Annotated in this window: 27 protein-coding genes and 1 tRNA gene; 14 read left to right on the top strand and 14 right to left on the bottom strand. The window is 65.4% G+C overall.

All coding sequences use genetic code 11. The features are described from left to right. Positions 1-29: 29 nt before the first annotated feature. From H0P51_RS26485 to mbp1, 3 genes are all read right to left on the bottom strand, one after another. The gene (locus H0P51_RS26485; protein ID WP_180915748.1) at positions 30-785 is read right to left on the bottom strand and encodes an STAS domain-containing protein; all 756 of its coding nucleotides are present in this window, start codon (positions 783-785) and stop codon (positions 30-32) included. After that, positions 778-1,800 (bottom strand): chemotaxis protein CheB, encoded by a 1,023-nt coding sequence (locus tag H0P51_RS26480; RefSeq protein ID WP_180915747.1) that lies wholly within the window; start codon positions 1,798-1,800, stop codon positions 778-780. The genes H0P51_RS26485 and H0P51_RS26480 overlap by 8 nt, the downstream gene beginning before the upstream one ends. A gap of 138 nt (positions 1,801-1,938) precedes the next feature. Continuing rightward, positions 1,939-2,175, bottom strand: coding sequence for a microaggregate-binding protein 1 (mbp1, locus tag H0P51_RS26475; RefSeq protein ID WP_180915746.1), 237 nt, complete (start codon positions 2,173-2,175; stop codon positions 1,939-1,941). Between the two features lie 349 nt (positions 2,176-2,524). Here mbp1 and H0P51_RS26470 point away from each other — a divergent pair, with 349 nt between their 5' ends. Then, positions 2,525-2,782 (top strand): DUF7218 family protein, encoded by a 258-nt coding sequence (locus H0P51_RS26470; RefSeq protein ID WP_180915745.1) that lies wholly within the window; start codon positions 2,525-2,527, stop codon positions 2,780-2,782. Between the two features lie 205 nt (positions 2,783-2,987). On the opposite strand, the gene H0P51_RS26465 is transcribed toward H0P51_RS26470, so the two are convergent. Then, positions 2,988-3,572 (bottom strand): nucleotidyltransferase, encoded by a 585-nt coding sequence (locus H0P51_RS26465; protein WP_180915744.1) that lies wholly within the window; start codon positions 3,570-3,572, stop codon positions 2,988-2,990. 100 nt (positions 3,573-3,672) lie between these two features. On the opposite strand from H0P51_RS26465, the gene H0P51_RS26460 reads away from it, so the two are divergent. The 5 genes from H0P51_RS26460 to H0P51_RS26440 are packed head-to-tail and all read left to right on the top strand — an operon-like array spanning position 3,673 to position 7,484. Continuing rightward, positions 3,673-4,407, top strand: a complete 735-nt coding sequence (locus tag H0P51_RS26460; RefSeq protein WP_180915743.1) for a glycosyltransferase family 2 protein — start codon at positions 3,673-3,675, stop codon at positions 4,405-4,407. After that, entirely contained in the window at positions 4,404-5,351 is a 948-nt protein-coding gene (locus H0P51_RS26455; protein ID WP_180915742.1) for an acyl-CoA dehydrogenase family protein, read from the top strand. Before H0P51_RS26460 ends, H0P51_RS26455 begins: the two co-directional genes overlap by 4 nt. 32 nt (positions 5,352-5,383) lie before the next feature. Then, entirely contained in the window at positions 5,384-6,094 is a 711-nt protein-coding gene (locus H0P51_RS26450; protein ID WP_246398229.1) for a PIG-L deacetylase family protein, read from the top strand. Then, positions 6,091-6,720, top strand: a complete 630-nt coding sequence (locus tag H0P51_RS26445; protein ID WP_180915740.1) for an SAM-dependent methyltransferase — start codon at positions 6,091-6,093, stop codon at positions 6,718-6,720. The genes H0P51_RS26450 and H0P51_RS26445 overlap by 4 nt, the downstream gene beginning before the upstream one ends. A 2-nt stretch (positions 6,721-6,722) precedes the next feature. Next, entirely contained in the window at positions 6,723-7,484 is a 762-nt protein-coding gene (locus H0P51_RS26440; protein ID WP_180915739.1) for an endonuclease/exonuclease/phosphatase family protein, read from the top strand. On the opposite strand, the gene H0P51_RS26435 is transcribed toward H0P51_RS26440, so the two are convergent. Both H0P51_RS26435 and H0P51_RS26430 read right to left on the bottom strand, forming a co-directional pair. Then, positions 7,485-7,649: a hypothetical protein gene (locus tag H0P51_RS26435; protein ID WP_180915738.1), complete on the bottom strand. Its 165-nt coding sequence runs from the start codon at positions 7,647-7,649 to the stop codon at positions 7,485-7,487. It lies immediately after the preceding gene. A gap of 19 nt (positions 7,650-7,668) precedes the next feature. Beyond that, positions 7,669-8,211: a cysteine hydrolase family protein gene (locus H0P51_RS26430; RefSeq protein ID WP_180915737.1), complete on the bottom strand. Its 543-nt coding sequence runs from the start codon at positions 8,209-8,211 to the stop codon at positions 7,669-7,671. A gap of 152 nt (positions 8,212-8,363) precedes the next feature. Between H0P51_RS26430 and H0P51_RS26425 the strand changes: the two genes are divergently transcribed. From H0P51_RS26425 to H0P51_RS26415, 3 genes are all read left to right on the top strand, one after another. Then, entirely contained in the window at positions 8,364-8,663 is a 300-nt protein-coding gene (locus tag H0P51_RS26425; protein WP_180915736.1) for a DUF4193 domain-containing protein, read from the top strand. Positions 8,664-8,689: 26 nt separating this feature from the next. Continuing rightward, a complete protein-coding gene (locus H0P51_RS26420) occupies positions 8,690-10,063 on the top strand; it encodes a cytochrome P450 (RefSeq protein WP_180915735.1) in 1,374 nt (457 codons plus the stop codon). A 104-nt stretch (positions 10,064-10,167) separates the two neighbouring features. After that, positions 10,168-10,323, top strand: coding sequence for a hypothetical protein (locus tag H0P51_RS26415; RefSeq protein WP_180915734.1), 156 nt, complete (start codon positions 10,168-10,170; stop codon positions 10,321-10,323). Positions 10,324-10,972: 649 nt separating this feature from the next. On the opposite strand, the gene H0P51_RS26410 is transcribed toward H0P51_RS26415, so the two are convergent. The 4 genes from H0P51_RS26410 to ponA2 all read right to left on the bottom strand — a co-directional run bounded on the left by H0P51_RS26410 (position 10,973) and on the right by ponA2 (position 15,669). Next, a tRNA-Pro gene (locus tag H0P51_RS26410) sits at positions 10,973-11,046 on the bottom strand. 76 nt (positions 11,047-11,122) lie between these two features. Next, positions 11,123-12,229, bottom strand: coding sequence for an L-cysteine desulfhydrase Cds1 (cds1, locus tag H0P51_RS26405; RefSeq protein ID WP_180915733.1), 1,107 nt, complete (start codon positions 12,227-12,229; stop codon positions 11,123-11,125). Beyond that, positions 12,226-13,185, bottom strand: coding sequence for a metallophosphoesterase (locus H0P51_RS26400; protein WP_180915732.1), 960 nt, complete (start codon positions 13,183-13,185; stop codon positions 12,226-12,228). The genes cds1 and H0P51_RS26400 overlap by 4 nt, the downstream gene beginning before the upstream one ends. A 57-nt stretch (positions 13,186-13,242) precedes the next feature. Further along, a complete protein-coding gene (ponA2, locus tag H0P51_RS26395; protein ID WP_180915731.1) occupies positions 13,243-15,669 on the bottom strand; it encodes a transglycosylase/D,D-transpeptidase PonA2 in 2,427 nt (808 codons plus the stop codon). 360 nt (positions 15,670-16,029) lie between these two features. On the opposite strand from ponA2, the gene H0P51_RS26390 reads away from it, so the two are divergent. Beyond that, complete coding sequence (locus tag H0P51_RS26390; RefSeq protein ID WP_180915730.1) at positions 16,030-16,380, top strand: WhiB family transcriptional regulator; 351 nt, start codon at positions 16,030-16,032, stop codon at positions 16,378-16,380. A 542-nt stretch (positions 16,381-16,922) separates the two neighbouring features. Here the strand turns inward: H0P51_RS26390 and bagB are convergent. After that, positions 16,923-18,056, bottom strand: coding sequence for an ATPase BagB (gene bagB / locus H0P51_RS26385; protein WP_425488929.1), 1,134 nt, complete (start codon positions 18,054-18,056; stop codon positions 16,923-16,925). A gap of 2 nt (positions 18,057-18,058) precedes the next feature. Next, positions 18,059-19,081 (bottom strand): ATPase BagA, encoded by a 1,023-nt coding sequence (gene bagA, locus H0P51_RS26380; protein WP_180915729.1) that lies wholly within the window; start codon positions 19,079-19,081, stop codon positions 18,059-18,061. 40 nt (positions 19,082-19,121) lie between these two features. On the opposite strand from bagA, the gene sp36 reads away from it, so the two are divergent. Genes sp36 through H0P51_RS26365 form a run of 3 tightly spaced genes read left to right on the top strand, consistent with a single transcriptional unit; the run spans position 19,122 to position 20,530 of the window. Continuing rightward, entirely contained in the window at positions 19,122-19,283 is a 162-nt protein-coding gene (gene sp36, locus H0P51_RS26375; protein ID WP_099539648.1) for a Sp36 family protein, read from the top strand. Beyond that, a complete protein-coding gene (locus tag H0P51_RS26370; protein ID WP_180915728.1) occupies positions 19,280-19,735 on the top strand; it encodes a RidA family protein in 456 nt (151 codons plus the stop codon). Before sp36 ends, H0P51_RS26370 begins: the two co-directional genes overlap by 4 nt. Positions 19,736-19,741: 6 nt before the next feature. Continuing rightward, complete coding sequence (locus H0P51_RS26365; RefSeq protein ID WP_180915727.1) at positions 19,742-20,530, top strand: MBL fold metallo-hydrolase; 789 nt, start codon at positions 19,742-19,744, stop codon at positions 20,528-20,530. A gap of 100 nt (positions 20,531-20,630) precedes the next feature. Here H0P51_RS26365 and crp read toward each other — a convergent pair whose 3' ends face one another. Both crp and H0P51_RS26355 read right to left on the bottom strand, forming a co-directional pair. Beyond that, positions 20,631-21,305, bottom strand: coding sequence for a cAMP-activated global transcriptional regulator CRP (gene crp / locus H0P51_RS26360; protein ID WP_180915726.1), 675 nt, complete (start codon positions 21,303-21,305; stop codon positions 20,631-20,633). 108 nt (positions 21,306-21,413) lie between these two features. Beyond that, positions 21,414-21,821 (bottom strand): hypothetical protein, encoded by a 408-nt coding sequence (locus H0P51_RS26355; RefSeq protein ID WP_180915725.1) that lies wholly within the window; start codon positions 21,819-21,821, stop codon positions 21,414-21,416. A gap of 161 nt (positions 21,822-21,982) precedes the next feature. Here H0P51_RS26355 and nth point away from each other — a divergent pair, with 161 nt between their 5' ends. Continuing rightward, positions 21,983-22,663, top strand: a complete 681-nt coding sequence (gene nth, locus H0P51_RS26350) for an endonuclease III (RefSeq protein ID WP_180919242.1) — start codon at positions 21,983-21,985, stop codon at positions 22,661-22,663. The last annotated feature ends 7 nt before the right edge of the window (positions 22,664-22,670 follow it).

Below are 22,670 nucleotides of genomic sequence, written 5' to 3'. Positions count from 1 at the left end.
GCCGAGGCACTTGCAGACTACTCGCCGTGTCAGAGCTGGCCTTCGGGACCGATCAGCGCCCACACCGTCTTGCCCGAAGATGTTGGCGTGCTGCCCCATACCCGGCTCAGGGCAGCGACGATAGACAAACCGGCCACGACATCCGCGCCGTGATCGGCATCTTCGTGCCGGGCCGCGGGGTGCTGGCTGCCGTCTTCGACGGCGACGGTGATGGTGTCTCGATGACTTTCGGCAATCAGTGCCGGGGCGCTTTCAGTATGGACGAGGACGTTGTCCACAAACACGGTCGCCACGGTAGCGGCAGTCGGGATCAACTCCGTCTTGTCCCACGCGGTGAGCCATTCGCGGACCATCGCCCGAGCTAGACCTAAGCTGGCCCGAGCGGCGGGCAGTTGGGCGCGCGCTCGGCGGCGACCGTACAACGTCAGGTCGTGGACGGCGTCGAGTGCCGCTTCGCGAGTCGGATGTACCGGCACATAACGGGCGACGCCGTTGGCGAGGACTCGTCGGCATCGGGTGTTGTTGCACACCAAGAGTATTGGTACATCTGGCCAAACGCTGACGTGCCACCGCGCGCTGGTGAACACCGACCACGCCGTGGGCGCCGGAGCGGAGAGACTGTTGACGTCGACGATCACGACGCGGGGCTCGTCCAGCGCGGCCTTGATCAGGGTGTCGCGGAAACTCCGGTACGTGTAACCGTCCAGCACACCCTCGGCGGTCAGGAACGTCACTTCGTGCTGGCGCTCAACCTCGACCCGGATATGCCGACTGGTCTCAGTCATCGGCGTCTTCTTCGGGCGGCAGGCTTGCGCTTGCAAGCCGCTCACTTAGCACGGTGAACGCGCCTTCGGCTTCCTCAGCCAATGCGCTGTACCGCTTAAGCAACAGTTCGTCTTTGGCTTTCTCGGCCAACCGCCTGGCCAACCTGGCCTTTTCCTGCAGACCGCGCAGCGCGACCCATAGTGCGCTTTCGACTTCGCCGTCGCGAGCGGCCAACAACGAGTCCGGGGTCCACGCGTGGCCGACCCGACACCGAAAATTGTCCTCGCCCAGGATGGCCAGTGATCCGTTGCAGTCCGGGCAGGTGAACCCCGATGCAGGTCCCAGCTCCTGGGTGTCGAAATCGCTGGTGAAACGTGGTCGCATGGCGATCTGGTTTTCCAGTTCCAGCTGGGTGTCGCGCTCCATCTGCCGCTCCTCAATTTTGCGCTGCGCCAGCTCCTTGAGTACGGCGCCGATGTCCGCGGCCGCGGCTTGACGCCGCAGCACGCCGGCGTTGAAGGCGTTGCTGGGCATCGCGGGAAACAGTGCGTCGCCGGGTGTCTGGCCGATCGTGAAACCGCCGCGGGAGCGGATTGCCTGCAGTCCCAACACCCCATCGTCGAGCACACCCGAGAGCAGTACCCCGATGGCACGTGGTCCGTAAGCAACGGCCACTGAGCGAAACAACGCGTTGATTGCTGGCCGGTGGCCGTTCTCGGTCGGCCCCTGCGACAGCATCGTTCGGTGGTCGGCGACCAATAGGTGGAAATCAGGCACGGCGACGTAGATCTGTGCGGGTTTGAGTCTCAGCCCGTGTTTGGCTGTGGCCGCGGGCAACGGGCCACAGCGATCGATGATCCGCGCCAGGAGGCTGGGTGCGCTCGCTGGCATGTGAAGAGTCACCAAGTAGGCGTAAGGCAAATCCGACGAGAGGCCGGCAGCCAGCCTCGACAGCGCCTCCACGCCTCCCGCGGAAGCGCCGATGGCGACGACCCCGTCCAGGTCGCCGGGCCCGTTGGTTGCCTGCATTGTCATTCCCAATACCCCTTACCAGGCTAGGCAACCGCGGCGTCGAGCGTTAGATCTCGAAGTTCTTTTTCGGGGGTGAGTTCCGGCAGATGAAGCTGTGGCCCCGGTCGGGGCATCCGGGGCCACAGCAAAGACGGACGGAGCCTACTGGTTGGACTTCTGCCGTTCCTCGGCGGCTTTGGCGCCTCCCCGCGCGGACTCGGCTTCGGCTTCCTTCTTGGCGGCGTCGCGCTGGGCGTCCGCCTTATCCTGTTGAGCTTGACCTTCGTTCTTCAGGTCGTCGCTGCCGGTGACGGCGCCGACGGCCTCCTTGGCTTTGCCCTTGATCCCTTCAGCGACCCCCTTGACGCCTTCCTTGGGACCACTATTCTTGTCGCTCATCGCTTTTCCCATCCGTTGTTGTTCGCGTCGCGCTAGACGCAGCGCCTCGCGGTGCCTGTGTTCCCGGTTAAGGCGGCATCAAACTACAGCGCCGTGATCTTCGCGTCTGCCGGCCGAAAATGCTGGATACGTGGACCTGGGTGGTACCGTGCACTGCCATGACGGCAGCGAAATCGATTCCGCGACAGTAATATTCAGTCCTCTCAGCAATGACGTCCAGCCGGAGCAGCCGGCTGTCGGGTGTGCCGACAAATCGCGTTTGCTTAACAGACACGGGCTGGGCGTTTGACGCGGAGCGATTCGGGCACCCTGCCTGCGGCGCTACGGAACACGCATAGGAGGTGCTGTCATGCCGAATTCGTCGATCAAGAACGAAAAGCTCTACGAAGACCTGCGTAAGAAGGGTGACTCGAAGGAAAAGGCAGCCAGAATCTCCAATGCGGCGGCCGGGCAGGGAAAGTCCAAGGTCGGCCGCAAAGGGGGCAAAGCCGGTTCCTACGACGCCTGGACGGTGCCGGAATTGAAGAAGCGGGCGAAAGAGCTCGGCATTTCGGGCTATTCAAGCCTGACGAAGGACAAGCTGGTCGCCAAACTGCGCAACCACTAGTAGCTTTCAGTCCGGCGGCTCTTGCTTCGTGCCCTCTGTCGAGGGATCCCGCTCGGGCGAGCTGTCGTCCGCACCTTTCTCGGGCCTTTCTGCTGCGACGTCCCTTTCCAGTTCGTCGACAACATCCTCGAGGTCGTCGTCACGGCGCGGATGGGATTCCATGGTCCAAGGGGATACCCGAAGAATGACGTTCTAGTCGCTACGGTCAGCGGCGGAGGCCAAGCCGGTCGATCAGCACCAGGAACGCAACCGCAAAATCGTTGTCCTTGGTTTCGGTTTCGATGCGTTCCCAATCCAGCTTTTCACGGGTCGCCCGTGCCGCCGGCATCAACTTCGCGAAATCGCAAGAGTGTTCGGTGAGCGCGCGAAGCTTCTGAATGAAGACCTCCGTCGGAGGCAGCACGGGCATCGAAATCGCCAGCACCGTACGGTCTTCCGCGCTGTCCAGGGCTTGTGGCGGGACGATTGCCCCATTTATCCGGTGCAGCACGTCGACCACGGCCCTGCCCATACATGCCTTGAACAGCCAGTCCTCTGGTGGACGTTCGATTCGGAATCCGGCCATTTCCAGTGTGGTCGCCGCGGCGGACACGTCGGACTCAGCTATCACGATGTCGACGTCGTGCGTCGGTTCAGGAGCGCCGTAGGCCCACAACGCGTAGCTGCCGGCCAGGGCGAAGGGCGGTCCGTGTTCTTTGAGTGCCGACGCCGCGCATCGCAGGGCTTCGCGCAACTCGGTGCGGCTCGGAATGCCCTCTTCACCGGCGGCCGGCGGTGGCGTCGAATTCATAACCGCTATCGCATACCCCGCCTTTGTCGCCGGCAACCAGATAACTCCTGGGGTATCGGTCAACCGTTTAATTGGTACCGAAATGGGAAATTAGCAGCTCATGTCAACCGGAACGTCGCGCTCTTACGATCAGGTTGCCGTGGTGATACCTGCCCACAACGAACAAGGGCACCTGCCCCTCTGTCTGCGCGCGATTGTGACCGCCGCACTGTGCGCGCCCGCCCCCGTCAAAGTCATTGTCGTGCTTGATGCGAGCAACGATGGCAGCACGGAACTCGCGGGCCGATACGGGCCGGATGTGCACTTCCTGCGTGTGGAATCGCGCAACGTCGGCGCGGCCCGAGCCGCCGGATTCGATTACGCGCGTTCGCTGTTCGGGCAGGACACGCGGGATTGGTATGCCACCACCGACGCGGACAGCACGGTCGACGCCGACTGGTTGCTGCGGCAATTGGCTTGCGACGCGGATATGTTCCTCGGACTGGTGCGGGTCACCGACTGGCACCTGCACCCCTCCGAAGTCGTCGAGCGCTATCTAAAAGCGTACGACGCGCGAGTCCAGGACAACCACGACCACATCCACGGGGCGAACATGGGCTTCAGCTCGGGTGCCTACTGGCGGGCGGGTGGCTTCCGGGCACTGGCTTCCGGCGAGGACGTCGACCTGGTTGCACGGTTCGAGGACGCCGGCTATCGGATTCATCGGGATACCGCCCGATCGGTCGTGACCTCCTCGCGTACCAAAGCCCGCGCGCCCCGCGGGTTCGGCGATCACCTGAGCGAACTCTCGGGCATCGCCACAGACGACGACGTGGCCACGGGAGATGTCGCATGACGGCGGGGCTGGTCCGGCACTGGCTGGAAACAGGGCGGCTGGAATTGCCGTTGCCGGCGTTGGGATACACCGCCGAACGCTGGCAAGGTTTGGGCAGGCTGGCTGAAGAAGACATCGCCGCCGCCCGTATCGCCGAAGCGCACGTCGACGCCGTCGCGATCTTGCACGAATTGGGCGGTAAGCCACCTGACCCCGACCAACTGTGGGGCGTCTGGGCGGCCGAATCGTCGGAGGCCGTCCTGACCGCAACCCACGTCGCCGGCGACGGCTTCGTGCTCAACGGCACCAAGGTGTGGTGCTCAGGCGCCGGGTTCTGCACGAACGCACTGGTCACCGCACGGATCGAGGGCGGTGATCGGGGGCTGTTCGCAGTTACCCTGACCGATGCCGGAGTGAGACCGCTGCCCAGTACCTGGTGGAATCCCGGAATGGCCGGCAGCGACACCCGGTCGGTGCAGTTCAACAATGTGCACGCGGTCCTGGTCGGCGCGCCCGGCGGCTACTTGAGCCGCGCCGGATTTTGGCACGGTGCGATCGGTGTGGCCGCCTGCTGGCTCGGCGGGGCGCGGCGCGTCGCCGAGCCGCTGTACCGCAGCGCCGGAAGCGAATCCGCCGACGCGTACACGCTGGCGCATTTGGGGGCGGTAGACGCCGCGCTAACCGCCGGCGACGCGGTGCTGGCCGCGGCGGCCGCCCAGGTCGACGCCGACCCTTTCGATAGGTCCGACACCGCGCAGTTGTTAGCCCGCCGGGTGCGCGCGGTAGTGGAACATGCCGTCGACGAGGCGATCTCGCGCACCGGACGGGCGCTAGGACCCGGGCCGCTGTGCCAGGACGGTAGGCACGCCCAGCGGGTCGCCGACCTGAGCATCTACATACGCCAGAGCCACGCCGAGCGTGACCTGGCCGAGCTGGGGCGGCTGGCTGGACGGCGCGGACATTGATAACCAATGGGCCGCGGTTTGCGGCCAGGCCGGTGGCCGAAGGCGGTACCGCCGTGCAGGATTGGCTGACAGCCGACCGGCCACCCCCACTCGATCTGGACGAGTGCGCCGCTCTGGTCGTCGTCTCCCCCCATCCTGATGACGAGACGCTGGGCATCGGGGCGACGGCAGCGCAGCTCGCGGCGGCGGGCGTGCCGGTGCAGCTGGTGGCGGTCAGCGACGGCGGCGGCGTGCACCCGGAGGCGTCGGCGGCCGAGCGGCTTGCTTTGGAAGCTCAGCGACGTGCGGAATTGCGCAGCGCTGCAGAGCTTTTGGAAGTCAGCGCACCGCTGCTGCTCGGACTGCCGGACGGGCAATTGACAGACCAAGAGGATCGCTTAGCGGCGCTGCTGACGCGCTACCTGGACGGCCGGCCGCCCGGAACCTGGTGTGCGGCGACCTGGCGGGGGGACGGCCACCCCGACCACGAGGCCGTCGGGCGGGCCGCGGCCATAGCCTGCACCCGCACCGGCATCGAACTGGTCGAATACCCAGTGTGGATGTGGCACTGGGCAGTCCCCGAAGATCCCGACGTGCCGTGGGATCGGGCCCGAACGATACCGCTCCGTGATTGGGCGGTACAGCGCAAAAGCCAAGCCGCACAATGCTTTCACAGCCAGCTCGAACCCGCTGGTCCCGATGCGGTGCTACCGCCCTTCGTGCTGGAACGGTTGATGGCAGTGGGAGAGGTGGTTTTTCGATGACCTCGCGACTGCCCGACGCGTACTTCGACAGGATGTACGCCGACGCCGATGATCCATGGCAACTGTCTGCGCGCTGGTACGAGCAACGCAAGTACGCGATCACGTTGGCCCTGCTACCGCGCGAGCGGTATCGGCATGCCTTTGAGCCGGGCTGTTCGATTGGTGCGCTGACCACACTGTTGTCGACCCGCTGCGAGCGGATCACCGCCGTCGACGTGGCCGAGGCGGCGTTGCGCGGCGCCGATACCGGACTGCGCGAGCGCGGTAGCCGAGACCGGGTGACGCTGTCACGTGGGTCGCTGGATGAGCAGTGGCCGGCCGGCCCTTTCGACCTGCTGGTGCTCAGCGAGGTCGCCTACTACCTGCACGCCGACGCCCTGGCAGCCACGCTGCGCCGGGAGTGCCCGCGGCTGGCGCCGGACGCCAGTGTGATTGCTGCGCACTGGCGCCACCCCGTTGCCGACTATCCACTGACCGGTGACGCCGCGCACGCCGTCATCGCGGCGACACCGGGCCTCGCGTCACTCGGGTGTTACCGCGACCGTGACGTGATCATCGAGGTGTTTGACAACGGCGACAGTCGTTCGGTGGCGGCGCGGGAAGAAGTGCCGGGGGCGCAGGCCTAGCGATGCGGGTTGCCACCTTCAATATCTTGCACGGACGCACGGTCGGTGACGGTGTCGACCCGCAGCGACTGCGCGACTGCGTGCGGCGACTGGATCCCGACGTACTGGCACTGCAGGAGGTCGACCTCGACCAACCGCGCTCCGGGCGGGCGGATCTGACCGCCGCCGCCGCCCAAGCCATGGGTGCTGTCGAGCACCGGTTCGTGGCGGCCATCTCCGGCACACCGGGTGCCACCTGGATGGCGGCGACCGGACGGGAACAGCCCGGGACCGCCGCGTATGGGATCGCGCTACTATCCCGGTTTCCCGCGGCCAGCTGGCAGGTGGTGCGGTTGCCCCGGATTCCGATGCGGTTTCCCATGTATCTGCCCGGCCCCAACAAGGTGATGATGGTCGACGAAGAGCCGCGGGCGGCGGTGATCGCCCGGCTGCACACTCCGCTGGGACCCATGACCGTGGCCAACACCCACCTGTCCTTTGTGCCGGGCTGGAATCTGCGCCAGGTGCGACGGCTGGCCCGCGACCTGCGGGGCCTGCCCGGCCCGCGATTGCTGATTGGCGATCTCAACCTCAGTCCCGCCGCGGCGCACCGCTGGTCGGGTATGCGGCCGTTGGCGTCGGCGCCGACATTCCCAGCCCCCCAGCCGGAGCGGCAGCTCGACCACATCCTGACCGACGACCCCGATCTGCACGGCGGTGGCGCCGCCGCAGAGCTGATGCCGATCTCCGACCACCGGCCACTGGTCGCCGAGGTATGGCGGTAGTCACCGATCCTTGCTGCGTGCCTCCGCGCCGGTCTCTCCGGCGTCGAAGTCGTCGTCGGCGCCGGTGCGTCCGACGTAATCGCCGTCGCGCTCGCGCCCGGCGCGCGAACTGGCGACGTGCTCGTCGGGCTCTACGTCGGATTCGGCTTTTCTGCGTTCGGCCATCAGGTCGCCTCTCGGTCGGTTATTGCGAAAAACAGCGGGCAGCGGGCAGCAACTCGGCGCTCATGTTGCGTTCCATCATTTTCAGCGCCGCCGACCCCAGTTCCTCGTCGATGTGCGCGACGGCGTCGGGTGGAACCACCACTTCGTAATGCCGTAGGTAGCCGTCGAGTGCGCTGTAGAGGATGCACTGCTCAGTGACCTGCCCGGCCAGCACGATGCGCTTGGTTTTGAGCCGGTGCAGTAGGTAGTCCAGTGCGGTGGAGTAGAACACGCTGTGCCGGACCTTGGTGATGAGCGGGCAGTCGGGCGTCGGCACCAGCGGTTCGACCAGTTCGGGATGCTCTCCGCGCAGGGCGTTGCCGATGATGGCCTCGCGGTCGGCAGTGAAGTCGCCGAGATTGTCGTTGACATACACCAAGTCGACGGCAACGCTCTTCTTGGCGTCTTCAACCAAGCCAAGCAGCGGTTCGACAACGTCGGCAGCGCTGTCGGCCAGCTGGTCGGCGTCCGGGTGGCGGTAATCGTTGAACATGTCGATTACCAGCAGGGCGGTGTCGCTCACAGGCGACCTATACCCGCTGTGCGCCGACTCAGCGCAAGTTGATGTCAGATTGTTGGATCTGCTGTGTGTGATTCACATTCGAATGGGGTACTTCCTGCGCCAACGGGCGACTGCGAGGTGCGTAGCCCGGTCACTCAGCAGGAAGGAACCCCATGCCTACCGTCAGTGACTACGACGCCCGCCGCGTGACCGAGGCCGACGCCGCAGACAAGAACCCGCTCCGCGAGCTGGGCACCATGCCCAAGCTGGCCACCGCGGTCGTCGACGACGACCCCAACGAATCGCCCTTCTTCGAGCTGCCCGGCGCGGACCTGTCCGGCGAGGAATTGTCCGTCGTGGTGATCCCGCAGCGCTCCGATGAGTTCACCTGCTCATGCTGCTTCCTGGTGCAGCACCGCAACCGGTTGCGTGTCTCCGGCGGCGGGCGCCAGATCTGCGCCGACTGCGCCTGACACGCACGATCTACGACCGCCGGTGATTGACCTGGCGTCGATCGCCGTGTTGTGTCGTGCGGGTGCCAACTCCGTTGAGTTCTCCACCCGGGCTACCCGCTCCGCGGGGGTTTCGTAGCGTCTTCGCGTCCGCGTACGCCGTGGCCTATTTGTTGGGCGGTGAGCGGAGGATGCTGCGGCTGATCCGGCGGTACGGGCCGATCATGACCATGCCGATCCTGAGTCTGGGCGATGTCGCCATCGTTTCTGACCCGGCGCTGGCCAAGGAAGTGTTCAGCGCGCCAACCGATGTGCTGCTCGGCGGCGAGGGCGTGGGTCCCGCGGCCGCGATTTACGGGTCGGGGTCGATGTTCGTTCAGGAGGAGCCAGAACACCTCCGGCGCCGCCGGCTGCTGACGCCGCCGCTGCACGGCGCCGCGTTGAACGGTTACCTGCCAATCATCCAGACGTGCGCTCGCGCAGCGATGCGCGATTGGCCCGTTGATACGCCGTTCGAAATGCTTTATGCAGCAAGGGATTTAATGCTTGACGTGATTGTGCGGGTGATCTTCGGCGTCGACGATCTTGACGAAGTGCGGCGGCTGGGGCGGCCATTCGAAAAGCTGCTGAACTTAGGAGTGTCAGAGCAATTGACGGTTCGCTATGCGCTGCGCGGACTCGGCACGTTGCGGGTGTGGCCGTCGCGCGCGCGTGCCAACCGCGAAATCGACGACGTCGTACTGCCGCTTATCGCCGCCCGGCGAGGCGAACCCGATCTGGCGTCTCGCCGCGACATCTTGGCGCTGTTGATGAATGCGCGCACTGAAGACGGAGAGCGGTTGTCGGACAGCGAGATTCGCGACGACCTGGTCACCCTGATGCTGGCCGGTCATGAGACCACCGCGACCACGCTGGCCTGGGTCTTCGACCTGCTGCTGCATCATCCCGATGCACTGCGACGGGTGCGGGAGGAGGCATCGAGCGGTGCCGAAACGTTCACCACGGCGGTGATCGAGGAGACGTTGCGGGTGCGTCCGCCGGCCCCGTTGACGGCGCGGGTCGCCGCGAAACCTTTTCCAATCGGCGGCTATACGGTGGGCGCTGGGACCCGCATCGTCGTGCACATCATCGCGATCAATCGCAATCCGGCCGTCTATGACAGCCCGCTCGAGTTCCGCCCGGAACGATTCCTCGGGACCCGGCCCCAGACGTACGCCTGGGTGCCGTTCGGCGGTGGCGTCAAACGGTGTCTGGGCGCGGCGTTTTCGATGCGCGAGCTGATCACCGTGCTGCACGTGCTGCTGCGCGAAGGCGAGTTCAGCGCGGTGGACAGCGCGCCCGAACGTATCGTGCGGCGATCCATCATGCTGGCGCCGCGCCGCGGCACCAGAGTTCTGTTTCGACCGCGGGCGGCGGGCTAGAACCCCCCGCAATCTGCCGTGAAAATTCGCGGTTGGAGCCCCGATTAGCGGGGTATTCACACCTCGTTCTCCAATTCGACAGCGTTCAACAGAAGGGGCGCGACGTGATTATCCTGGGCATTGTTCTGCTGGTGGTGGGCTATTTCACCGGCATCAGCATTCTGTACACAATCGGCGGCATCCTGCTGCTCGTCGGTGTGGTGTTGTGGATCCTGGGGGCGGTTGGGCGCCCCGTCGGCGGTCGCAGGGTCTGGTACTAGCGCTGGTAGGCGCATAGTTTCCGGATGCTTAGGCATCTGACTGCGAATCGATGCGGGCTAGGGGCATTCGCCCTTGGCCCGCATCGGGCTTTGGCGATTAGCAATTCTTTTTGAAACTCTTGAGTGGATTTCGAGCGACAGTTGTGATTGTCAATTATTGGCGGAAAATTTGGTGCTGCACAGATTGCTGAGGCGGTCTGTGCCTACACGTGGGCACTACGACCGAATGCCGAATCCGGGCGAATCTGTGTGAGATCACTAAGGCGGGGTTGCGGTCAGCGCGCGATGTGTGTCCGCCGCCGACGGGCAATGCGATGCCGACGGGGTCGGTCGGCGGCGACTCGGTCGCGGTCGAGGTCGCGGTCGCCGCAGTCGATCTGGTGGGTAAGCATGGGCGTTTCGATGGTGCCGGGGCACTCGGAGTGGAGCCTGATCGTGGGCGACATGCTCTGCAACTTGCATGCAGCACTCGACCACGCGGTCTATGAACACGCCACAAGCCGACCTGTTCCCGCACGATGAGGCGGTCGCGGACACGCTGGACATCGCAGTTGCAGGCGGTGCGCAAAACTGCTGCGGACGCTCGAACCCATTGGCTCCTGACGCAAATCCGACCATATACTTGCTGGTCAGAGCCCTATTAGCTGAGTCGGGGTGGCGGGATTCGAACCCACGGCCTCTTCGTCCCGAACGAAGCGCGCTACCAAGCTGCGCCACACCCCGCTTGAAGCCTCGACAGCGTATCGCACCGGTCCGGTGCACCGCCAAACGCGTCGGCCTGGGCGCGCGAATGCCGCGGCTAGACCCAGCGGCCGGAACGCTCGAACTCGGCCAGCGTCTGGCCCGGACCGCTGGGATCGAGGCCCTGGGCTGCCACCCACTCGTCGTCGAAATAGGTGTCGGTGTAGCGGTCGCCGCTGTCGGCGAGCAGGGTCACCACCGAGCCGTCGCGCCCGTTGGCGACCATCTCGGCGAGCAGTTCGAACGCTCCCCAGAGGTTGGTCCCGGTCGACGGCCCAACCCGGCGGCCCAGAACGGCGCTGGCGTGGCGCGAGGCCGCGATCGAGGCGGCGTCGGGCACCGAGACCATCCGGTCGACGACCGACGGCAGAAACGACGGCTCGACCCGGGGGCGACCGATGCCCTCGATCCGCGACGACACCCCCGTCACGATGTCGTACCGCCCTGCGGCGTAGGCGGGGAAGAAGGCCGAGTTCTCGGGGTCTACGACGCAAAGTCGCGTCGCGTGCCGCCGGTAGCGGATGTAGCGGCCGATCGTGGCACTGGTTCCACCGGTGCCGGCGCCCGCCACGATCCAGGCCGGGATCGGATGCGTCTCGTCACGCATCTGCAGATAGATCGATTCGGCGATGTTGTTGTTGCCCCGCCAGTCGGTGGCCCGCTCGGCGTTGGTGAACTGATCCAGGTAGTGGCCGCCCGTCTCCGCGGCGACCCGCGCGGCTTCGGCGTAGACCTCGCCGGAGTGCTCCACGAAATGGCAACGGCCACCCTGTGATTCGATCAGCGCGATTTTCGCGGCGCTGGTGCCCGCCGGCATCACGGCGACGAACGGCAGACCCAGCAGCGCTGCGAAATACGCCTCGGACACCGCCGTCGAACCAGAGGACGCCTCGACCACCGTCGTGCCCTCGTCGACCCATCCGTTACACAGTGCGTAGAGAAACAGCGAACGGGCCAGCCGGTGCTTAAGGCTGCCGGTGATATGCGTCGTTTCGTCTTTCAGATACAACGCGACATCGCAGTCGTGACCCCACGCAGACGGCAGCGGGTAGCGCAGCAGATGAGTGTCAGCGCTGCGTCGGGCATCCGCCTCGATCAGCCGGATCGCATTGTCGGCCCAGCTTCGGGACCGGTTGTGGACCGCGACCCGAGCCCGATCGGTCAACGCACCGACATGCTGGGCTGGGAGCGCCCCAGGTTGCTGGTCGCGTCCCGGCCACCCATCGGGGTGGCGATCAACGTCAGCAGGGTGGCCTCGGGCCGGCAGCAGAACCGCACCGGGGCGAACGGTGACGTGCCGATGCCAGCGGAGACGTGCAGCCGCATGTTCGCACCCCATTGCGACGGACCCTTGGCGCGGGAGCGGTCTAGGCCGCAATTGGTCACGATTGCCCCGTAGAACGGCACGCACAGCTGCCCGCCGTGGGTGTGGCCCGCCATCACCAGCTGGTAGCCGTCGGAGGCGAAGCGGTCCAGCACCCGCGGCTCGGGGGAGTGCACCAAGCCCAGCTTCAGGTTGGCGGCGGGGCTAGCCGGGCCCGCGATGGTGTCGTAGCGGTCCCGGTCGATGTGGGGGTCGTCGACGCCGGCGGCGGCGATGTGCAAGCCAGCGACCTCGAACTCGCGCCGGGTGTGCGTCATGTCCAGCCAGCCGCGTTCGGTGAATGCCGCACGCAGGTCCTGCCAGGGCAGCGGCTCACCCTTGACACGGTGGTCCGGGTTGGTCAGATAGTTCGCCGGGTTCTTCAGCCGCGGGCCGAAGTAGTCGTTGCTGCCGAAGACAAACACACCAGGCCGAGACAGCAGGTCGCCGAGCGCTTGCACCACCGCGGGCACCGCCTTCGGGTGCGCCAGGTTGTCGCCGGTATTGACCACCAGGTCAGGCTCCCAGCTGGCCAGCTCACGCAACCAGGCCTGCTTACGACGTTGGTTGGGCGTCATGTGCAGGTCGCTGACATGCAGCACCCGCAGCGGTGTGGAGCCGGGGCTCAGAACCGGGATCGTCACCTCGCGCAGCACGAATGCATTGCGCTCGACTAGCGAGGCGTAACCGATCCCGGCGACTGCCGAGCCGGCCAGTGCGGCACCGGTGCGTAATAGGACGGGCAGTACATCAGCCATGCAGGCAGAATACTGCCGGTCGCCGTATCGACGCGCACTTCTTGCCCCGATCAGGGATTACGGAGGCGGCGGCGCTGGCGGCGGGGGTGCCAAGAGCGGGATGGTGATGGGCGGCAGGCCAGGTATCTCCACGACCTGCGATCCGACCACCTCCGGCGGTAGCCCCTCCGGCGGCGGAGGCGGTGGCGGCGGGATTCCGTTGCTGATCTGGATTGTGATGATCGAACCGGGAATCGTCTGGCCGCTGGGCGAGGTACCGACGACTTCGCCGTACTTGGCGCTGCTGTTGACCGAGTTCGGCTGGTCGGCGACCCGGAACCCGGCGTCTCTCAGTCGCTGACGTGCCTGCTCGAGGTCGAGCCCGGCCACGCTGGGCACCCGGCCGGCGGGTGAGCCCTCCACGTAGCGCGGATCGGTGGGCGGCAGATGGACCTCGCCGAAGTTGTTCGCGATCGGCTGCAGCGCCGTGAACCAGGTTCGTGCCGGCTCGTTACCGCCGTACAGGTCGCCGCTGCCGCAGTGACGCAGCGGCGCCGAGCACAGGTCGGTCGGTGACGGCGAGTCGTCGTAGATGTAGTTGGCGGCCGCGTAGCGGTTGGTGAATCCCACGAAGCCCGACGAGCGGTGCGCCTCGGTGGTGCCCGTCTTGCCGGATACGGGCAGATTCCAGCCGGCGGCACTGGCAGAACCGGCCGCGGTGCCGCCGCCCACCGCGTCCTTGCTCATCGCGTTGGCCAGGGTGTTGGCCAGCCCCTCGGGCACCACCTGTTCGCAGGTCTCGGTGGTGACGGCCACCTCATTGCCGTTGCGGTCGATCAGTTTGTCGATCGGGTTGGGCGGGCACCACGTGCCGCCGGAGGCCAGCGTTGCCGCCACGTTGGACAGCTCCAGCGCGTTGACCTCGATGGGGCCCAGGGTGAACGAACCGATGTTCTGGCGCTTGACGAAGTCGGCAAGGCTCTCGTTGCTGTCGGGGTTGTAGTCGCGCGCCGTGCCGGGGTTGGCGTAGGAACGCAGGCCGAGTTTGATCGCCATATCGACCGCAGGTGACACGCCGATCTGCGATATCAGCTTGGCGAACGCGGTGTTGGGGGAGGTCGCCAGCGCGTCGGTCACGTTCATCGAGCCGCGGTAGTTGCCGGCGTTGACCACACACCACGTGTCCTTGGGACATCCCTTGGCGCCACCGCTGCCCAGCCCCTTGGCCTGGAACCGAGGCGGCACTTCGAGGTTGGTGTTGATTCCCATCCCCATATCCATCGCCGCTGCGGTGGTGAATAACTTGAAGATCGACCCGGCGCCGTCGCCGACCAGTGAGAACGGCTGCGGACGCATGGTCTCGCCGGCCTCGGTGTCCAGCCCGTACTTGCGGTTGCTGGCCATCGCTACCACTTTGTGGGACGTCTTACCCGGCAGGATCACGCTCATCACGCTCGAGATGCCGCTTAGCGTCGGGGGCGCGAACTTGTCGATCGCCGACTTCACCGGAATCTGCACATCAGGATCCAGCGAGGTCCGGATCAGATAGCCGCCCCTGGCCACCTGCTCCTTACTAATACCGGCGCGGGACAGGTACTCCTGGACGTAGTCGCAGAAGAACGCGCGATCGCCGGCGGCGATGCAACCCCGGGGCAACTCGTTGGGCTGCGGCAGCACGCCGAGCGGTTGCACCTTGGCCGCCCGCAGCGCGTCGGCCTGATCGGGGATGTTCTCGATCATGGTGTCCAGCACCAGGTTGCGCCTGGCCAGCGCGCCTTCGGGGTTGGTGTACGGGTTCAGCGTGCTGGTCGACTGCACCATGCCGGCTAGCAGTGCGGCCTGCTGCCAGTTCAAGTCGATCGCGTTGACGCCGAAGTAGGTCTGCGCGGCATCCTGAATCCCAAACGAGTTGTTGCCGAATGACACCAGGTTGAGGTAGCGGGTCAGGATTTCGGGCTTGGTGAAGGTCTTGTCCAGCGTCAGCGCCATTCGGATCTCGCGCAGCTTGCGCGCCGGCGTGGTCTCGACGGCCGCACGCTTCTCCGCGTCGGTCTGCGCGGTGACCAGCAGTTGGTAGTTCTTGATGTACTGCTGCTCGATGGTCGAACCGCCGCGCGTCCCCGAATCGCCGGACGCATAGCCCGCAAGGCCGGTCAGGGTACCTTTCCAGTCCACTCCGTTGTGGTCGGCGAACCGCTTGTCCTCGATGGATACGATCGCCAACTTCATGGTGTTGGCAATCTTGTCCGACGGCACTTCGAAGCGGCGCTGCGAGTACAGCCAGGCGATGACATTGCCCTTGGCGTCGACCATCGTCGACACAGCCGGGACCTGACCTTCGAGAAGCTGGGCCGAGCCATTGGCGACGACCTCCGAGGCGCGGTTGGACATCAACCCGACGCCACCGGCGAACGGAAACATCAGCGCGGTGGCAACAACGCTGGCCAGCAGACAACACCCCGCGAGCTTCGCCAGGGTGAGCGCGACCGGGGGGCGCTCGGACATGCGTACTACAGTAGCGGCCCTCCTTCACGCTCCCGCGCCGCGCAGCAGGAAAAAATTCTTGAGCAGGTGTTGAACAGGTTTGCCAGGGGGCGGGGGTCGGGGCCCGCACCGACATCACAGGTCAGAGCCACAAAAAGTGACAGGCCGGAAGAGCGGGGCCGACCGCCCGAATCGAAGACGGGACGACCGTCCCAGAAAAAGCGTTATCGTACTGTTGCGCAATTGCGGCCTGACCACCTAACTTATATACGCAGTGAGATTCAGGTAACACCGATGTGCGCAATGTGTCCCAGACCGCACCTCGGCTGGTACCCGAGGAGGGCGGCCGTCAGCGGCGGCCGAAAGGAAAGGGATCAGCTCGTGTCAGGAACAAGCCCGGGCGCACGCAAGACGAACCTCACGTCCACCGGCAACCTGTTACGCAGCGTGGAGGCGGACGACCGCATCGCCTGGGTTTCGCAGGCGCTATGCCGGGCAACCGATCCCGACGAACTCTTCGTGCGGGGAGCCGCCCAGCGTAAGGCCGCGGTGATCTGCCGGCACTGCCCGGTAATGCAGGAATGCGGGGCCGACGCCCTGGACAACAAGGTCGAATTCGGTGTTTGGGGTGGCATGACCGAGCGCCAGCGCCGGGCGCTGCTCAAGCAGCACCCCGAGGTGGTCTCGTGGTCGGATTACTTCGACAAGCGCAAGCGCCGCAACATCATCTGAGGCGAGGGTCAGCACGCCGGGTTCGGCGGTGCTCGTCATTTCTTTTTTATTACAGCAGTGCCCGATGCCAACCCTGGATTGCGCTGTTTTAGCAGTTCAATAGGGGTTTGTTGGAGTGCTACCCGGGCCGGCGTTTTTGCTCGCCGTTGAACCGTCGTCAAATAACAGCTTCGTGGACGGCATCATTGCAGCTCTGCGCGTCGCGACAAACCGTGCGGTGGTTGTAACGCGGGAAGTCGGCAACGGACGCGGGATCAGGTTGGGTTGTATTCAACTCAGGATCGCAAACCCCGTCCCCGGTGCGTGAAGATGGTAGCTCCCGGCCGGGTTACGTCATTACATTTCTGTTACACGATAGCTGGCCAAATTAAAGGCCGACGGGTATTCGTGCAGGTCAGGGCGCAAAAAGCGACATCTTTCCCACCCTATCGGGGGCCGTTACGATTGCATCAGCGTCAAATAACGGCGCTGCTCCCACCCATCACCGCAGGTGAAAGGCACTATCGGGCACTGGTGCGACGATCAATTGCCCAACGAGACCGTCAACCCACCGCCGTGATCTGGTCCGCCAGCGCGCGCAACGCCTCCAGATCTGAGACGTCGAACGGGAGTGACGGCACTCCGATAACCGGAACGTGCGGGTTTGCGCCGGTGAACCGGGACAGCAGCCGTATCTCCCGCTTAGCGGTCTGCGCGCGGTCGGCATGGATCTTCAGCACCGCGGCCGCCAGCGCGGCCGCCTCCGACTTATCGGACTCCAAGTTCTCGGCAGCGTCGATCGCCCGTTCGACCGGCAGCGAGCACAGCGTCGGGTGGGTGCGGTTGAGCACCAGCCCCGCCAGCGGCATCCCCTCCTGGGACAACCGATCGACGAAGAAAGAAGCTTCGCGAAGAGCATCGGGCTCGGCGGCCGACACCACCACGAACTGCGTCCCGCGCCGCTTCAGCAACGAGTAGGTGCGCTCGGCCTTTTCACGGAAACCACCAAAGGTGGCATCCAGAGACTGCACGAACGCGGCGGCGTCGGCGAGCATCTGCGAACCCAGAATCGTCGAAATCGCCTTCATCGCCAGCCCCATCGCTCCGGTCACCAGGCGGCCAATACCCCGGCCCGGTGCGAGCAGCAGGCGCCACAGGCGGCTGTCCATGAAGCTGCCCAGCCGTTTGGGTGCGTCCAGGAAGTCCAGTGCGTTACGCGACGGCGGCGTATCCACCACCACCAGGTCCCACCGGTCCTGCGCCAGCAGCTGCCCCAGCTTCTCCATGGCCATATACTCTTGCGTACCGGCCAGCGACGTGGCGACGGTCTGATAGAACTGATTGTCCAGAATCGATTGGGCCCGATCGGATCCCGAATACTGGACCACCATTTCGTCGAACGTGCGACGCATGTCGAGCATCATCGCGTGCAGTTCGCCGGGCACCTCCGGAGCCAGCGGCACCCGTTGCGGTGTATTCCCAAGGTCGTTGACGCCCAACGCTTGTGCGAGCCGCTTAGCCGGGTCGATGGTCAAAACTACTACGGTGCGCCCATATTCGGCCGCCCGCAGCGCGATTGCCGCTGCCGTGGTGGTCTTACCCACTCCGCCAGCGCCACAGCACACCACGACGCGATTGGACGTATCGGCCAGGATTGCCGCCATATCAAGGGTTTCAGGCTTGTGTGGGTGCGTCATATTTATCGAACCCCTTGCTGTGCAAGCACTTCCGAAAGTTCGTACAGGCTACCTAGGTCGACACCGTCGGCGATGGTTGGCAACTCTAGCCGCGGCACGTGCAACGCATCGAGCTGCTGCGCGGTCTCGGAGCGGGCAGCGATGCGGGTCGCGTGTTCGATCGTCTCGGTCAACAGTCCGGCGAAATCTTCGTCCTCGAGCTTGATGCCGGCCGCCGCCAGGCCGGTCCGTACCGAGTCCACGTCAACGACACCCTCGGCGGCCTTCGCCAGGTCGCCGGCGTCCAGGAATGGCGGGATATTGCGGTTCACGATCACGCTGCCGATCGGCAGCTGCATCTCGGCGAGTTCCTCGATAGCTTCCAGTGTTTCCTGCACCGGCAACGCTTCCAGCAGCGTCACCAGGTGGATGGCGGTCTGGTCGGAGTGCAGCAACCTGACCACGCCCTCGGCTTGCGAATGCACCGGGCCACCCTTGGCCAGGTCTGAAACCGCCTTGGTGACATCCAGAAACCGGGCGATGCGACCAGTGGGTGGCGCGTCGACGACGATCGCGTCATAGAGCGGCCGCTTGTTCTTGTCGAGGCGGATCACCGTCTCCTTGATCTTGCCGGTGAGTAGCACGTCGCGCAGTCCGGGAGCGATCGTCGTTGCGAACTCGATGGCACCGATCCGGCGCATCGCACGGCCGGCGAGGCCCAGGTTGTAGAACATGTCGAGGTACTCCAGGAACGCCGCCTCGAGCTCGATCGCCAGCGCGTTGACTTGGCCGCCGCGTTCGGCCGTGGCGATCTTGACTTCCTGGTAGGGCAGTGGCGGCACGTCGAACAGTTGCGCAATCCCTTGGCGCCCTTCAACTTCGACCAGCAAGACTTTGCGGCCGCCCGCGGCCAGGGTCAGAGCGAGGGCTGCCGCGATCGTCGACTTCCCGGTGCCGCCTTTGCCCGTCACGAAGTGCAGGCGAGCCTTCGACAGGCGCGACGGCCATCCGACGGTGCTGCCGCCACTCGATGTGTTTGCCACCATCGCATGCTAGCCCTACTGGTTTGGCCGATAAGCTCGCGGCATGACCCAACCCACCGCATGGGAATATGCCACGGTTCCGCTACTCACCCACGCCACCAAGCAGATCCTCGATCAGTGGGGCGCCGACGGCTGGGAGCTGGTGTCGGTGCTACCCGGCCCCACCGGCGAGCAGCACGTCGCCTATCTCAAGCGCCCCAAGTGAGCGCCAAAGCCCGACTGCAAGAACTTGGCCTCGAGCTTCCGCAGGTAGTCGCACCGCTGGCGGCCTATGTTCCGGCGGTGCGCACCGGCAACCTCGTCTACACCGCGGGCCAATTGCCGTTCGTCGAAGGAAAGCTGGCCGGCACCGGCAAGGTCGGCGCCGAGGTTGCCCCCGATGTCGGCAAGACGCTAGCCCGTGCCTGCGCACTCAACGCGCTGGCGGCGGTGGATTCGCTGGTCGGTCTGGACTCGGTGACCCAGGTGGTCAAGGTGGTCGGATTCGTCGCCTCCGCACCGGGATTCCACGGTCAGCCGGGCGTGGTCAACGGGGCCTCCGAATTGTTCGCCGAAGTCTTCGGCGACGCCGGCAAGCACGCGCGCTCCGCGGTCGGCGTGGCTGAACTGCCGCTGGACGCGCCGGTGGAGGTGGAGCTAGTCGTGGAGGTCAGTTAGCGACCGATGCCTGAGACGACAGCGCTCACCCATCCTGCCTACGGTCAGTTGCGGGCGGTCACCGAGACCGCCTCGGTGCTGCTGTGTGACAACCCCGGGCTGATGACGTTGGACGGCACCAACACCTGGGTGCTGCGCGGCTCGCGCAGCGACGAGCTGGTGATCGTCGATCCCGGGCCCGACGACGACGAGCACATTGCCCGGGTCGCCGCACTCGGCCGGATCACCCTGGTGCTGATCAGTCACCGCCACCTCGACCACACCGACGGCATCGACAAGCTGGTCGAGTTGACCGGGGCGACAGTGCGCTCGGCGGGCAGCGGATTCCTGCGCGGCCTCGGGGGTCATCTGACCGACGGCGAGGTGATCGACGCCGCCGGCTTGAAGATCAAGGTGATGGCCACCCCAGGCCACACCGCGGACTCGTTGTCATTCGTGCTGGAGGATGCGGTGTTGACCGCAGACACGGTGCTGGGCCGCGGCACGACGGTGATGGACAAAGAAGACGGCAATCTGACCGCGTATCTAGACTCGCTGCAACGGCTACGAGGGTTGGGCGGCCGCGCGGTATTGCCCGGGCACGGACCAGAGCTGCCGGATCTGGATGCCATCACCGAGGAATATCTAGTGCACCGCCAGCAGCGGCTGGATCAGGTACGCGCGGCGCTGCGGGAGCTCGGCGAGGAAGCCAGCGCCCGGCAGGTGGTCGAGCACGTCTACACCGACGTCGACGAGAAGCTATGGGACGCCGCCGAGTGGTCGGTCGAGGTGCAACTGAACCACTTACGTGCCTGAACGCCCGCGCTTACCTCGCTCGGTCGCGCCCGCGCTCCGCGCGGTCTTACCTCGCTCGGGGTCTGATTCTCGCTCGGTCGCGCCCGCGCTCCGCGCGGTCTTACCTCGCTCGGCGGGCTAAGCGCTCAGAGTCGGAGATGAGCACGCTCTTGCCCTCCAGTCGAATCCAGCCACGGTGTGCGAAGTCAGCCAGCGCCTTGTTCACCGTTTCCCGCGAGGCACCCACGAGCTGGGCGATCTCCTCCTGGGTGAGATCGTGGGTGACCCGCATCGCGCCACCCTCCTGGGTGCCGAACCGCTGAGCAAGCTGAAGCAGCTGCTTGGCGACCCGGCCCGGAACGTCGGTGAAGATCAGGTCGGCCAGGTTGTTGTTGGTGCGGCGCAATCGGCGCGCCAACACACGCAACAGCTGCTCGGCGATCTCGGGGCGGTCGGCGATCCAGGCCCGCAGTGCGTCGCGGTCCATAGACACCGCGCGGACCTCGGTGATCGTCGTCGCGCTGGACGTTCGGGGACCCGGGTCGAAGATGGACAGTTCACCGAACATGTCCGACGGGCCCATGATGGTGAGCAGGTTCTCGCGGCCGTCTGGTGATCGGCGACCGATCTTCACCTTGCCGGCGACGATGATGTAGAGCCGATCACCCGGCTCGCCTTCAGCGAAAACCGTGTGTCCGCGGGGGAAATCAACGGGCTGCAGCTGCTTGGTCAACGCAGCGACTGCGTTGGGTTCAACCCCTTGGAAGATTCCTGCCCTTGCCAGGATCTCGTCCACGTTGCCTCTTCTTGCCTCTTCAGGTTCTAACCAAGTTGATATGGGCAGGCCAAACTGTGACGGCCGACACGAGTCTAAAGGTAGGCCAAACGGCGCGACCTGCCAACGCTACACACGATTAACGTGTCGAGTCACCGTAACGTGCGTGTTGCTCCGGTAGCGGGTGTCGAAGCCCGCGGCGTGGCGGGCGGGCAGACCCGAGTCGATTCGCGCGACGAAGTCGACGGCAAATAATGTCTCGGCGTGATGACGCCCGGTCAGTTGCTTGGGCTCCGGGGCCGCCAACAAGCCCAGCGCCTGGCGGCGATGCAGGTACTCCAGCGCCTCCGGCATACCCTCCCGGGCCAGCGTGTGCATGTCAACGGCCTCGGCCTGGTCCAGAAATTCGGCGACGTCGGTGGCTGTCACGGTGTCGCGGGCAAGCATCTGCTCCAGCCGCCCGAGCCCGAGCGTCGCGAGCATCAGCAACCCCGGAATGCAGGCCACCAGCAACCACAACACAAGGAGAGTAAACACTGCGAAGGTCTCAGCGAGATTACGAAATCAGTACTCTGTCGTAGGTGACAGCGGCGAAATCTTCCAGGCGTGGGAAATCCAAGCCCGCCCCACTCGCTCCGGTGCTCGCCAAGCGCTTCGCGACCGAGACCCACGCCGGTTTGGTGCGCCGCGCGCGACGTATGAATCGCACACTGGCGCAAGCCTTTCCGGTTGTCTACTGCGAGTTGGACTTCACCACCCCGCTGGAACTGGCAGTGGCGACCATTCTGTCTGCGCAAAGCACCGACAAACGGGTCAATCTGACGACGCCGGCATTGTTCGCCCGCTACCGGACCGCATTGGATTATGCGCAGGCCGATCGCGAAGAACTCGAGGCCCTGATTCGTCCCACCGGGTTCTACCGCAACAAGGCGTCGTCGCTCATCGGGTTGGGTCAAGCCCTCGTCGAGCGGTTCGACGGCGAGGTCCCCAAAACCATGGTGGAACTAGTGACGCTTCCCGGCGTCGGCCGCAAGACCGCCAACGTGATCCTGGGCAACGCGTTCGATATTCCTGGCATCACCGTGGACACTCACTTCGGCAGACTCGTGCGACGGTGGCGGTGGACCGCGGAAGAGGATCCGGTCAAGGTCGAGCACGCCGTCGGCGAACTGATCGAGCGCAAGGAATGGACACTGCTCAGCCACCGCGTGATCTTCCACGGCCGCCGCGTCTGCCACGCCCGCAAGCCGGCCTGCGGGGTTTGCGTGCTGGCCAAGGACTGCCCGTCTTTCGGGCTTGGACCCACCGAACCATTGCTGGCCGCGCCCCTGGTCAACGGCCCGGAAACTGACCACCTGCTGGCCATGGCCGGGCTTTGACGCCGAG

This window comes from Mycobacterium vicinigordonae, from assembly GCF_013466425.1.
Classification (GTDB): Bacteria; Actinomycetota; Actinomycetes; order Mycobacteriales; family Mycobacteriaceae; genus Mycobacterium; species Mycobacterium vicinigordonae.
Note: the sequence above shows the minus strand (reverse complement) of the source record. Positions and strands in the feature narration are given on the sequence as shown.